Origin of the sequence: Bacillus capparidis, from assembly GCF_017832095.1 — a bacterium.
Lineage (GTDB): Bacteria > Bacillota > Bacilli > Bacillales > Bacillaceae > Bacillus > Bacillus gobiensis.
In genome coordinates this window covers 134,278-147,332 of the sequence record NZ_JAFDST010000004.1, presented here as the reverse complement: position 1 = coordinate 147,332, position 13,055 = coordinate 134,278, and the positions used below count along the sequence as shown (strand labels likewise).

Sequence of the window (13,055 nt, the reverse complement as noted above, 5' to 3'; positions counted from 1 at the left end):
GTTTAAGCTTTTTGCCACTCACTCAGCTTTTGGTCGCTTGGAAGCATAAAGGCAGCGGTGCCGAGGATAGGTAAAAGTGCAATCGATATCATCGTTGCTGTAAGACCGAATGTATCAATAATCAAGCCAAGGGCGACTGATCCGATGGCGCCCATCCCAAATGCAAGACCAACCGTCTGCCCCGACATCATGCCGATTTTTCCGGGAATCAACTCCTGTGCATAAACAACAGTGACAGAAAAGCTCGACATTAAGAATAGGCCAATAACGGCAATTAAAATATAAGCAAGAGCAGGTCCTGCAAAAGGAAGCGCCAATGCAAGCGGAACGGAGCTGGCTAAAGAAGCAATAATTACCGTGCGCTTGCCAAAACGATCTGCAAAAGGACCACCTAAAAAGGTTCCGACAGCTCCTGCAATTAAAAACAAAAATACATAACCTTGCGATTCGGGAATACTTAAGCCGTATTTTTCTATTGCATAGAACGCGTAAAAATTGGAAATTGAGCTTATGTACCAAGAACGGGCGAAGATAATAAAAATAATGATAACAAGTGCAAATCGAATCGATTTTCTATTTGCACCGGAGCCTGCCTTGGTCTTCTTTATTTTCTTCGGTTCTTTTGAAATCGTGTCCAGCTTGAATGAATACCATTTGGCAATATACATTAGAAAGATGACAGCAAGAGCGGCGACTAAGGTGAAATATGCGGCTCCAAGCTGTCCGAATGGCACTAACACGAGTGCGGTTATTAACGGTGCCAGTGCCTGTCCTGTATTTCCGCCGACTTGATAAATGGACTGCGCCAGTCCTCTCCGCGGACCGGCCGCCAAAAAAGCGACTCGGGAGCCTTCAGGATGAAAAACGGCAGAACCTATTCCGATGAAAACGACACAGAGCAATATTGTTTCAAAGTTCGGGGCAAAAGCCAGGCCGAGGATGCCAAACATGCTGCTTGAAAGGCCTATCGGCAGAGCGTAAGGAACAGGCCGTTTATCCGTATACCAGCCGATCAAAGGCTGCATGACAGACGAAATCATATTTAATGCAAAAGCAATAAAGCCCAGCTGGGTGAATGTCAGGTTCATTGAACGTTCTAGAATAGGAAACATAGCTGGAATAACCGCTTGCAGCGAGTCATTTAATAAATGGCAGATCCCAATGACAAATAATACATAATATACTGTTTCTTGTTTTTTAACGAGCGGTTGTTTTTTTAAAGGTGTCGATAAAGCCATGAATGTGTCCTTTCCAAATACATTTAGAGATACGAAATACATACTTAATTATTCATAAACTGAAACGAATTTACAATAGGTCAAAAGAAAAAACCTCGCTGTTTGATCAGCGAGGCTGTTAGGCTTATTTTCTTACGATGATGTGAAATCGTTCCATACCACGTAATGTGAATTATGGATGTTTTATTTTTTTACAGCATGAATGTAATGGATGGTTTCAAAGGCTGTTAAGTAATCTTTTCGATCGTCAAAATAAAGCTCATTAATTTTAGCCGGTGATAGATGTTCATAAATGAGTAAACCTGATTTTTCTAACATATTCTCCATTTCATCATAAGAAAAACACGATTTCATTGGTTCTCCGCTTGCTGATGCCATTTTTACCATGTTTTCCACTCGATTAGAGATTCCTTTTTCATTAAATAATTTTTCGTCTGCATAATCAAAAACTATGGAACTCCCCTGTGGGACTTCGGCAAATAAATGATCTATCAAGCTTGAATTTTCCTCTTTAGTTAAATAATAAGAAACACCTAAAAGACTAAAGAAAGTTTTTTTGTTATCAAACCCTTCATCTATTAGATTTTGATAAGAAAACTCTTTGGTGAAGTCCATAGGAGCAAAATGCAGATTACTCGGGATTTCTAAATTAGCTTTATCCAGCCTGGTCTTTTTAAATTCCTGTGTTGCTGGATGATCAATTTCAAATATTTCTAAGCGGTTTTTCAATTCTGGATGTCGGAAACAAAAAGTATCTAAGCCAGCACCAAGTATGACATATTGTTTTAATCCTAACATAACTTCATGAAGTAATACTTTTTCGCAATACGCAGCGCGTGCCAATGGCGTTGGTGAAAGCTGAATCTGAGTAATCCATTTTAATATTTCTTCTGTATTTCCCTTATATTTTTCAGCTATTTCTTTGTTAAAGAACTGGATGCCTTGAATCATATTCTCTTTGATGTCATTAAATTCTTTTTGTGAAATTAAATCTTTGGCTATAAAGTCATTAAAGATGATGGGGGTATCGAATTGACTATGATAAGCTCTGCTAAAAGCTGATACTAATGAAGTTAAACTGGACTCGCCTTTTTTCATGCAAATACACTCCTTCATTTTAGAGCAAAAAAATAGGATTCCCCTGGCCAGGAGAATCCTATTATACACTTTAAAATAATAACGGTAAATTATAGCATGAATAATTTTTTTTGTCAAGTTATTAACGATGATCTGAACTATTTTTGTGCAAATATTTACAAATAAGTCTGTCGAATAAAAAAATCTTAATCAATCTGCTTTATTGTCAATTAAAGCACTGTGCCTTCTAGAATATAGAAAATATACAATCGCTCCTGCGGCAATCCAAATGATGAAGGATATCCATGTGATGCCCGGCAGGCTATAAGCTAGAAACAGGCAAAGCCCTGCACTCACAATTGGAAAGACAGGAACAAACGGAACTCTGAATGAGGACTTTAGTTCAGGCTGCTTCACTCGCAGTACGATGACCGCAATTGAGATTAAAGTAAATGCAGCGAGTGTTCCCATATTTACGAGATGTGCAAGGGTAGACAGGTCAATAAACCCTGCAATCCCTGCCGCTACGAAACCGGTTAGCCACGTATTTGCAAAAGGTGTTTTATATCTGTTGTGTACCTTTGAAAATAAGCCCGGGAGCAAACCGTCCCTGCTCATCGCATAAGTCAGGCGTACCTGGGCGAAGACCAATGCCAGGATAACGGTAGTAATCCCAATAAGGGCACCTAAAGAGATAATGCCCGCAACCATGTTTTGGCCCACTTGTTCAAGCGCAAATGTGACCGGATAGTCTACATTTAGCTTTGTATACTTGACCATTCCGGTGAGAATGAAAGAAACCAGCATATAAAGAGCTGTACAAATGGCCAGCGATGCGATAATTCCAATCGGCATGGATTTCTGGGGGTTTTTCACTTCCTCCGATGCATTGGCTATGACATCAAAGCCGAGATAGGCAAAGAACACCGTCGCTGCACTAACGACAATTCCGTCTACTCCAAATGGCATAAATGGCGTCCAGTTTTCGGGTTTGACGTAGAATATCCCAACTACTACAAATAATAAAATAATTGCGATTTTCAATATTACGATAATGTTATTGAATTTTGTACTTTCTTTAACACCGCGGCTGACGATAAAGGTGATAAGCAAAATAATAACCGCTGCCGGGAGGTTAAAAATGCCTCCTCTTTCTGATCCTGGAGCCGACGTGAGACTGTCAGGTAGTAAAATATGGAATCCGGCAAGTAGCGATTGAAAATAAGAAGACCAGCCAGCTGCAACTGCAGACATGGCAATGACGTATTCCAGCATTAAATCCCAGCCGATCAGAAAGGCGATTAATTCGCCGAGAGTGGCATAGGTATAAGTGTACACGCTGCCGGACACAGGAATCGATGACGAAAATTCCGCATAGCAAAAAGCAGCTAATGCACACGCAAGACCTGCTAAAATAAACGAAATAATAATTGACGGCCCTGCACTCTCAGCTGCAACAACCCCGGTAATTACAAAAATGCCGGTTCCGATGACAACTCCGACCCCGAGCAAGATTAAATCAAATAGGGAGAGTGAGCGGTCCAAGCTTTTATTTTGGCTTTGTGCCAATAAGGTTTGTATTGGTTTTTTACGAAAAAGCGAGCTCATGTAAATCCTCCTGAAAAACCGAAATGTTCTAATAATTATACTAATAGACTAAAGAAGTATATTTGAGAATAATAAATGAGTCAATAACATTTTTTGGTGAAGTATCAATGCCTTATGATGTAGTATGTACAAAGCTGATTTTTTCATATCAAGAAGCTTCACTGGTTTTCTTTTTTCTTCTGCATTAAAATAGATGAATGAGATTATAATGAGGGCGTGCAAATCATGAGTATCATAAAAGCAGAAGGATTATACAAAACATACGGTGAAAAAACGATATTCGACCATCTATCTTTTCATATTGAAGAGAAAGAACGCATCGGTTTGATCGGGGCAAACGGAAGCGGAAAATCAACACTGTTAAAGGTGATTGCCGGGTTTGATTCAACAGAACAAGGAGAAATCAATAAAGCGGGGCAGCCGTCTATCGAATATTTAGGGCAGGAGCCGGTTTTTGACGAGAATGAAACTGTGCTGGCGTATATTTTTTCCGGAAATCATCCAATCATAGCGGCGATGAGAGAGTATGAAGCAGCAGTGCAAATGATCACAGAGCATCCTGATGACAGCAAAATTCAGGATCGACTTTTTTCAGCCCAAGAAAAAATGGATCAGCTGGATGCCTGGGATGCAAATACTGCAGCAAAAACAATTTTGACAAAGCTTGGAATCACTGAATTTTCTAGAAAAGTAACGATGCTTTCAGGCGGACAAAAAAAACGGGTGGCCATTGCCAGGGCGCTCATTCAGCCTGCTGATTTATTGCTTCTGGACGAGCCGACGAACCATTTGGATCATGAAACGATCGAATGGCTCGAGATGTATTTGAGCAATTATTCAGGATCGATTTTACTCGTAACCCATGATCGTTACTTTTTGAACCGTGTCACCAATCGGATTTATGAATTGGAACGAGGTCAGCTTTATACGTATAAAGGAAACTACGAGGTGTTTTTGGAAAAACGTGCGGAGCGGGAACAGGTGGCTGTACAAAGTGAAGCGAAACGGCAAAATCTTTTGAGAAGAGAGCTCGCATGGCTCAGACGAGGAGCAAAAGCCCGTTCTACGAAACAGAAAGCAAGGATTCAGAGAGTGGAAGACCTGCAGGAACAAAACGGTCCTGTAACAACTGGTGCCGTCGACTTTGCGATTGGATCGAACAGGCTGGGCAACCAAGTAATAGAAGCAGAGGACATCAGCCTCAGCTTTGGCAGCAAGACAATAATCTCTGATTTTCAAGAGCTTGTCATTCCTGGAGACCGAATTGGCATCATCGGGCCGAATGGAACCGGGAAAACAACACTATTAAATCTGTTGGCAGGCCGGCTGGTTCCTGATGAAGGAAGCATCACGATCGGACAGACGGTCAAGATTGGCTATTATACTCAGGATCATGAAGAAATGAATGAAAGCTTGAGAATCATAGATTACGTGAAAGATACAGCTGAAATCGTAAAAACGTCGGACGGTCAAGTCATCACAGCAGAGCAGATGCTGGAACGCTTCCTTTTCCCGCGATCCACACAGAGAACGTTTATTCATAAGCTTTCCGGCGGCGAGAGACGCAGGCTGTATTTGTTAAACGTTCTAATGGGAGAGCCGAACGTTCTGTTTTTAGACGAACCAACTAACGATCTGGATACGGAAACACTTAGTATACTTGAGGACTATTTAGAGCAGTTTCCCGGCGTTGTGATTACTGTTTCCCACGATCGTTATTTTTTAGACAGGGTTGCCGAACGCCTCCTCGTCTTTGAAGAAGAAGGCACAATCAAGAACTTTTTCGGCTCCTACAGTGAGTGGCTGGAGAAATCCAGAGAAGAGAAAAAATCAATCAGTCCGGAAGCAAAAGCTCAGCCGAAACAGCCTGAGCGAAAAAAACAAAAGAAAAAGCTTTCCTACAATGAACAAATCGAATGGGACGGCATCGAAGATAAAATTGCGGAACTTGAGAGTAAGCTGGAGGAAATTGGCCGTGAGATCGCTGGAGCGGGAAGCGACTACGATAAAATTCAAACGCTCATGAACGAACAACGTGCGGTTGAAACCAGCTTAGAAGAAGCCATGGACCGCTGGACAGAGCTGTCTTTGAAGATTGAGGAGATGAATCAATAAGAGCTTGTTGAGAAAAATACCAGTGGAACTGATACCATTTACAAAGCGGGTAAGATACATTTCAAACAAAAAGGCGATACTTCCTTCACGAGGAAACATCGCCTTTTTGTCTTGTTATAAAATAGCAATCCAAAAGAAACGAAATATGTCCAGTTAAGATATTATAAGTTTGTACAATGCTCTAAGCCTCAATTTGAAAACAATTATCAAAAGGAGGCTGCCAAGTACTTAGTGGTTTTTAAGGAACAATGTCGCCAAAGCAGGAAAAATATATAACAAAGAAGGAATGGTAAATCATGAACACAACCCAATCAAAAGACGGCACAACGTTAGCTTATGATGTCTATGGCAACGGACCCGCACTTATATTCATAACAGGAGCCACCTGTTTTCGCTCATTTGAACCGGTCTTGTATGATGCCCAAATATTTGCAGAGCAATTTACCGTCTACAATTATGATCGACGCGGGCGCGGTGACAGCGGTAACACACTGCCGTATGCAATAGAGCGTGAACTAGAAGACATAGAAGCAATGATTGATGCAGCAGGTGGTACGGCTTATTTGTACGGTCATTCTTCTGGTGCTATTCTTGCACTTGAAGCGACATTGAAACTGGGCGAAAAAGTGAATAAGCTCGTTATGTATGACCCGTCCTATGCAAATAACGAGGTAGACCAGAATGAATTCAATGAGCTTAGTCAAAGGCTGTACAAACTTCTTGATAGTGGCAAAAATGACGAAGCGATAAGTCTCTTTTTAGAAGGTATCGGCATTCCTAAAGAAGTAGTTGCCGGTATGCAACAATCACCTCAGTGGGCAACTATGGCAGCGCTTGCGCCAACACTTGTCTATGACATTACTTTAGCAAGCGATTTACCACCTATTGAACGAGCCTGCCGACTTACGACGCCAGCGCTGATTATTGTTGGTGAAGATAGTCCTGCTTCCTTACACGAGGTCGCGAGTCAATTGAGAGAAGCGATTCCAGATGCACAGTACAGTCAACTTACAGGCCAAGACCACATGGCTAACCCTGAGGTGTTGCTGCCGGTGCTCTCGGGTATTCTGCTTAATCAATAAAAGCTTGCCGTTTAGGCAAGCTCTCTTATATTTAGCATCGAAACATGTTATTGTCGAAAACATACAGATTCTGTCGAATAATCGATATATCGAAATTTTCGTTGATATATCAGTAATTTTCGCCGATATATTCAAAATATCGACGATAAAATAGAAATTCCGCTGATATAATTCCAATTTCGCCGATATCATCCTTAAGCAAAAACAGAGAATTTAAAATACCTTCGTCGTCCACGATTCGCAGTTCCACGTTTCTGTTGCTACATCCTGATAGAATTCAGGCTCGTGCGAGATAAGCAGAATACTGCCTTTATAGTCCTTTAGTGCGCGTTTTAATTCGTTTTTTGCATCAACATCGAGGTGATTGGTCGGCTCATCCATGACCAACAGATTGGTTTCATTATTGACAAGCTTGCAAAGCCGAACCTTTGCTTTTTCTCCTCCGCTTAATACGGAAACCTTGCTTTCGATGTGCTGTGTGGTGAGACCGCACTTCGCAAGTGCTGCCCGTATTTCGTATTGGGTGAAGGAAGGGAATTCATTCCATACTTCTTCGATGCAGGTGTTCCCGTTTTCATCCGTTACTTCCTGTTCAAAATAACCGGTATGAAGGTGCTCACCGCGCTCGACTTCTCCCGATACAGGGGGAATGATTCCAAGTATGCTCTTTAACAGAGTTGTTTTCCCAATTCCATTTGCCCCGTACAAAGCAATTTTTTGACCGCGTTCCATTCGCAAGTTTAATGGACGGGAAAGGGGTTCATCGTATCCGATAATTAAATCCTTCGTTTCGAAGATTAGCTTCCCTGACGTTCTCGCCGGCTTAAAATGGAATTCCGGCTTTGGCTTTTCTGCTGCGAGCTCGATCATATCCATCTTATCTAGCTTTTTCTGTCTGGACATTGCCATATTTCTAGTGCTGACCCGTGCTTTATTTCTGGCGACAAAGTCCTTCAGCTCGGCAACCTCTTGCTGCTGCCTTTTGTAGGCAGCTTCCATTTGCTTCTTCTTGACTTCATAGACCTGTTTAAACTGATCATAATCTCCCACATAGCGGGTAAGCTCTTGATTTTCTACATGATAAATAATGTTAATTACGCTGTTGAGAAACGGAATGTCATGAGAAATAAGAATAAATGCATTTTCATATTCCTGAAGGTAGCGTTTTAACCACTCGATGTGCTCTTCATCTAAGTAGTTAGTCGGCTCATCCAGAAGAAGGATTTCCGGTTTTTCCAATAGCAGCTTTGCCAATAGCACCTTTGTCCGCTGCCCTCCGCTTAAGTCAGTCACGTCACGGTCGAGCCCAATATCACTTAGCCCCAGCCCGCGGGCAATTTCCTCTACCTTGCTGTCAATCGTGTAAAAATCGTTGTTGTCGAGTGCATCCTGAATGACGCCAACCTCTTCTAAAAGCTTCTCCAACTCATCAGGATCGGCCTCTCCCATTTTTTCGTACATGCCGTTCATTTGCTCTTCCATCGTAAATAAATAATTAAAAGCTGTTTTTAAAATATCTCGGATGGATTGGCCGCGTTCCAATACTGCATACTGATCGAGGTAGCCTATGCGGACGTTTTTCGACCACTCTACTTTTCCTTCGTCAGGCTCAAGTTTCCCGGTAATGATATTCATAAAGGTCGACTTTCCCTCGCCGTTTGCCCCGATTAGTCCGACATGCTCACCTTTTAAAAGCCGAAACGACACGTCATGAAAAATAGCTCTTGACCCAAAGCCATGGTTTAAATCTTTCACTGTTAAAATACTCATTTTTCCACCTCTATTTTCAAAGCTAAACGCGTAAATTCAAAGTCATATCTATCTGATTATACCGAAGTCTGGATAATCTTAAAAGGAGTCAGGCAGAAGTGAATTGCGTTATCTGCATGTTTCTGAGATACTTATGCTTAGATTTTAAATGGAATTGAGGGAAAAAAATGACAGATTGGCCAGTATTAAAACGACTTCAGCCTTTTCTTCAAGATAAATGGAATTTTGAAAGCCCGACAGATATTCAAAAAAATACGGCAGACCTGATTTTGGACGGCAGCGACCTGATTGCGGAATCACCTACAGGCACAGGGAAAACACTTGCTTATGTGCTGCCGATTGTGAATCAATTAGATCGGGATGTGAAAAATGTCCAAGCGGTCATCCTAGCGCCATCAAGAGAGCTTGCAATGCAAATTTTTCAAGTTGTTACCGAGTGGATTGGGGGGACTGAGCTTACAGCAGCTTCTCTAATCGGCGGTGCAAATGTGAAAAAGCAGCAGGAGAAGCTGAAAAAGAAGCCCCAGGTGATTGTCGGAACTCCCGGTCGTATTCACGAGCTGATTAAAGCAAAAAAACTGAAAATGCATGAGGTCAAAACGATTGTTCTAGATGAGACCGATCAGCTGCTGGTGCCTGAGCATACAGAAACGATCCAAAGCATCATAAAAACTACCTTGCGGGACCGGCAGCTCCTTTGTTTTTCCGCGACGTTAAGCGAGCCGATTGGAAAACAGCTGCTCGAATGGACAAACGGAGAAGCGAAGGTGGTACGTGTCAGTCGTTCGAAAGAGGAATTGTCAAAAGTAGAACACCAAGTACTTGTTTGCGACCAGCGTGATAAAGTAAAGCTCTTGCAAAAGCTGTCAAGGCTTGATGGCATGCAGGCGCTCGTTTTTATCAGAGACATTGGAAATTTGAGTGTGTATGCCGAAAAGCTTAATTTTCATCACGTCGATGTCGGCATTCTTCACAGCGAAGCAAAGAAACTCGAACGTTCCAAAGTCATTGAGGCGTTTCAATCGAAGGAGTTTCCGTTGCTGCTTGCGACAGATATTGCCGCTCGCGGACTTGACATTAAGGATCTCCCGTATGTCATTCACGCCGATCTGCCAGACGACAAAGAGGCATATACCCATCGTTCAGGCAGAACTGGACGAGCAGGCAAGGAAGGAAAAGTGCTGACACTTGCTGCACCTCCTGAGGAGAAAAAACTAAGAAATATGGCAAAGGAGCTTGGGATTGAGCTCGTTGAAATGCAATATACAAGAGGACAGCTACTGAAGAAATAATGAAAAGGCCATTTACCGGCCTTTTTTCTATGCCTGCGAAAAAAGGAAATTGTAGTTAATCTGAAAACTCCCCAATGTGGATTCCAGACTACCTCCCACAAATGTCCATCTAGATCTTGGAAAGTATCCAGAGTATCCGCCCAAAAAGACATCGTTCACTGGGCCTGTTATTATAGCACCAGCTTTTTTGTCTGTTCCAAGTCCTTATCAACCTCTTCTTTACTGTCTGCATTGTGACCAATAGTAAATTCGATAAGGTTTGATACCGTCTAAATGATCTTTGCCTCGTGGGCGTTGTAAGTCGAAAAAGCAACAGCACTATTCTTGAATTTTTTTGCCAATTATTCCTTGTGTCGGTAGCCCCAGTCCATATAAAATAATCAAATTTGCTTGTCCCATTTTCATGAAATACATTATTGATAGTGTCGCAATGCCGTTTTATTGTGTTTTTTGCTATCAATCTTGCTTTCGATCTTGTCCTCATTTTTTTCTGTATCATAAACTTATAGAAACAGAAACACCTATGGAAAGGCTACCATAGGACAAATAAATCGATGTGAACGGTAGCCTTTCCAAGCTTTTTAAACGTTGATTTTGTATACCTAGACGGGTTTGGTGAGGATGGATGTCAAACTTATCTAAATCCGATAAATGCAGTGTTGAGCCATTATTGATTGTTTATAAAAAGAGCTTCTAAATTGGATGCTTTTTTCGATTAATAGGTTCTTTCGTTCGAACATATAACGGTTAACCAAAGGCGAATAGTACTAGAATTTCAACCCTGGTTTAAAACGGTTTAGAAAGAGCTTTTTTAGCCAGATTCACATCATTTTGGAGTAGTCTTTTCAAATCGTATGAAGGGTAATAACCCCTTTCATACATGTATTGATAAACTTTTGTATGCATATCTATTGCACCAATTATCTGCTTTGTTAAAATCTGTTTTAATGCTGGTGTTGCTGTTTCAGTGATGGCAATAGAATAATTACGAACGGCCGTTTTGGATAAAGCCAACAAATCACCCGCATAAAACGGTAGATTATCGTTACGCTCTTCTTCTCTTTCAGGGCGGGGCGCCATAGGATAAAAAGTAAGAAGTTCACGTATGTTATTACTCAAATCATTTATAGCTTGTTTGTATATATCTTGCAATACTGGTTCGCTCACTTCAGGATACGCTGTTTTTAATTTCATAAGTCCGATCGATTGAAAAGCAACTAATTCATGAACTTCCAATGTCTCATGCCAGGCGAGGTGCTGGGGTGATTCATACGATTTACCCATTTATCAATGTTCCTCCTGTTAAAAATATTCTTAATAAACATATTCAGTAGGGGAATTATGGGACTTTGTCTCATTTCATTTGGGCTTTATTACCAATAATTTCATAGAGCGAGTAAAGTATTCGCTTCTTTGTTTCTATTTACTACGATTACCACGTGTGTATAAATTTTTAGTAATCAGAAAGACGATATGGTGATTTTTCCATTAGATTTTCTTCTTTTATGTTCTCACCTTTCTCTTTTTCAGGTTTTATGGCAAAGAACGCAAAAGTCGAGGCAATAAAGCTCGCAGCTGCTGAAATATAAAAAACCATGTTATGATCTGACTTCATTATGATTGCATAGATTGGTGGACCAAGGGCTACGCCTACAAACCTCATTGAACTATATAATGACGTAATGGTTCCTCTCGCTTCTTTTTCTATTCCTTCCGTTATCAAGGCATCCAGACAAGGCAGGGTGGTGCCTATCCCAATACCACTGATAAAAAGAATGCCTAGAAGAAAATAGATCTCATCGGTAAAGATGGCACTCAGTAAAGAGATACTGAGCAACAGACTACCACTAAAGGTCAGCCATTTCATTACGGTTTTATTCTGTCCTATTTTTTTCCCAGCAATATAGGAAGCAATGGACAAAGCTAACAAAGGTATGGCGAGTACCAAGCCTTTTTGAATACCGGTTATACCGAACATTTCCTCGAGTGTGGTGGATAAATAGAACAAGATACCGAAGAGGACAAACATGATAATTCCACCAATCGAAAAAATGGCGACCAGCCACCTATTGTTGTATTTAAAGGTTTTTTTGAATGACTCTACAAAGTCATGAAACAACGGAGGTTTTTTGTTATCTGCTTTAGGAACTTTGACCAAGAAAAAAACAAGAACAATAGAAACGATACAAAATAGTGGGATAAACCAAAACGGCAAGTGCCAGATCACTGAGGCTAATACAGCTCCTACAATAGGGCTTATGACTTTCCCGAATGTGTTACTGGTTTCAATGAGACCAAGGCCTGCACTAACTTCTTTTTCATTTTTAAACATATCTCCTACAAGAGGCAAAACCACCGGTGCTGCCCCTGCAGAGCCAATGCCTTGTAATAGACGTCCTAACAGTATGATCCAGTACGGATCATTTATTTTCCATGCAGCCCATCCAGTCACAAGTCCTCCAATGCCTGTTATAATTAAACTGGGAATAATTACTTTTTTTCGTCCGATTCGATCAGATAAGTATCCTGCAATAGGAATAAGAAGGATAGCAACAATGGAATACACCGTAATAATCATGGACACTTGAAAAGATGATATCTTAAGTTTTTTTTCAATTAAAGGCAAAACAGGTATAAGCATAGAATTCCCAAGGGTCATCACAAGCGGAATTGATGTAAGAGATATTAAATCTAACCTTTTTTTAGATTCCATATGGTCCTCCAATATGTACTTCGAATCACTCTAAATTAACATTCATAACGATTTGGATGTTGCAGAAAATAAAAGTAACCCCTTGACATGAGGATGGGTTGCTAAAGGTGGGTAACGCATATTTTTCTGTTATATTTCCTTGAATGTCTTCAAGATTTAC

At 40.9% G+C, this 13,055-nt stretch carries 9 protein-coding genes and 1 pseudogene; 3 read left to right on the top strand and 7 right to left on the bottom strand.

The features are described 5' to 3' along the window. Window positions 1-2 precede the first annotated feature (2 nt). The 3 genes from JOC74_RS16395 to bcaP form a co-directional block, all read right to left on the bottom strand. A complete protein-coding gene (locus tag JOC74_RS16395) occupies window positions 3-1,238 on the bottom strand; it encodes an MFS transporter (RefSeq protein WP_053605897.1) in 1,236 nt (411 codons plus the stop codon). A 183-nt stretch (window positions 1,239-1,421) separates the two neighbouring features. After that, window positions 1,422-2,336: a class I SAM-dependent methyltransferase gene (locus tag JOC74_RS16390; protein ID WP_053605898.1), complete on the bottom strand. Its 915-nt coding sequence runs from the start codon at window positions 2,334-2,336 to the stop codon at window positions 1,422-1,424. Between the two features lie 189 nt (window positions 2,337-2,525). Next, entirely contained in the window at window positions 2,526-3,923 is a 1,398-nt protein-coding gene (bcaP, locus tag JOC74_RS16385; RefSeq protein WP_053605899.1) for a branched-chain amino acid transporter BcaP, read from the bottom strand. A 225-nt stretch (window positions 3,924-4,148) separates the two neighbouring features. On the opposite strand from bcaP, the gene JOC74_RS16380 reads away from it, so the two are divergent. After that, window positions 4,149-6,038 carry an ABC-F family ATP-binding cassette domain-containing protein gene (locus tag JOC74_RS16380; protein WP_053605900.1) on the top strand — a complete coding sequence of 630 codons (1,890 nt, stop codon included), beginning with the start codon at window positions 4,149-4,151 and terminating at the stop codon, window positions 6,036-6,038. 296 nt (window positions 6,039-6,334) lie between these two features. Further along, complete coding sequence (locus JOC74_RS16375; protein WP_053605901.1) at window positions 6,335-7,120, top strand: alpha/beta fold hydrolase; 786 nt, start codon at window positions 6,335-6,337, stop codon at window positions 7,118-7,120. 213 nt (window positions 7,121-7,333) lie between these two features. Here the strand turns inward: JOC74_RS16375 and JOC74_RS16370 are convergent, their stop codons facing one another. Continuing rightward, window positions 7,334-8,890, bottom strand: a complete 1,557-nt coding sequence (locus tag JOC74_RS16370; RefSeq protein ID WP_053605902.1) for an ABC-F family ATP-binding cassette domain-containing protein — start codon at window positions 8,888-8,890, stop codon at window positions 7,334-7,336. A gap of 167 nt (window positions 8,891-9,057) precedes the next feature. On the opposite strand from JOC74_RS16370, the gene JOC74_RS16365 reads away from it, so the two are divergent. Further along, window positions 9,058-10,182, top strand: coding sequence for a DEAD/DEAH box helicase (locus tag JOC74_RS16365; protein WP_053605903.1), 1,125 nt, complete (start codon window positions 9,058-9,060; stop codon window positions 10,180-10,182). Between the two features lie 71 nt (window positions 10,183-10,253). Here JOC74_RS16365 and JOC74_RS23650 read toward each other — a convergent pair. The 3 genes and pseudogenes from JOC74_RS23650 to bcbE form a co-directional block, all read right to left on the bottom strand. Next, window positions 10,254-10,596 (bottom strand): annotated as a pseudogene (locus JOC74_RS23650) (VOC family protein); the annotation flags it as partial. Between the two features lie 372 nt (window positions 10,597-10,968). Continuing rightward, window positions 10,969-11,466: a spore coat protein gene (locus JOC74_RS16360; protein ID WP_053605904.1), complete on the bottom strand. Its 498-nt coding sequence runs from the start codon at window positions 11,464-11,466 to the stop codon at window positions 10,969-10,971. 169 nt (window positions 11,467-11,635) lie between these two features. Further along, window positions 11,636-12,895: a bacillibactin exporter BcbE gene (gene bcbE / locus JOC74_RS16355; protein ID WP_053605905.1), complete on the bottom strand. Its 1,260-nt coding sequence runs from the start codon at window positions 12,893-12,895 to the stop codon at window positions 11,636-11,638. Between the last annotated feature and the right edge of the window lie 160 nt (window positions 12,896-13,055).

Coding starts and splice junctions, on each gene's coding strand:
- JOC74_RS16395 (WP_053605897.1), bottom strand. CDS start 1,238: ATGGCTTTATCGACACCTTTAAAAAAACAACCGCTCGTTAAAAAACAA.
- JOC74_RS16390 (WP_053605898.1), bottom strand. CDS start 2,336: ATGAAAAAAGGCGAGTCCAGTTTAACTTCATTAGTATCAGCTTTTAGC.
- bcaP (WP_053605899.1), bottom strand. CDS start 3,923: ATGAGCTCGCTTTTTCGTAAAAAACCAATACAAACCTTATTGGCACAA.
- JOC74_RS16380 (WP_053605900.1), top strand. CDS start 4,149: ATGAGTATCATAAAAGCAGAAGGATTATACAAAACATACGGTGAAAAA.
- JOC74_RS16375 (WP_053605901.1), top strand. CDS start 6,335: ATGAACACAACCCAATCAAAAGACGGCACAACGTTAGCTTATGATGTC.
- JOC74_RS16370 (WP_053605902.1), bottom strand. CDS start 8,890: ATGAGTATTTTAACAGTGAAAGATTTAAACCATGGCTTTGGGTCAAGA.
- JOC74_RS16365 (WP_053605903.1), top strand. CDS start 9,058: ATGACAGATTGGCCAGTATTAAAACGACTTCAGCCTTTTCTTCAAGAT.
- JOC74_RS16360 (WP_053605904.1), bottom strand. CDS start 11,466: ATGGGTAAATCGTATGAATCACCCCAGCACCTCGCCTGGCATGAGACA.
- bcbE (WP_053605905.1), bottom strand. CDS start 12,895: ATGGAATCTAAAAAAAGGTTAGATTTAATATCTCTTACATCAATTCCG.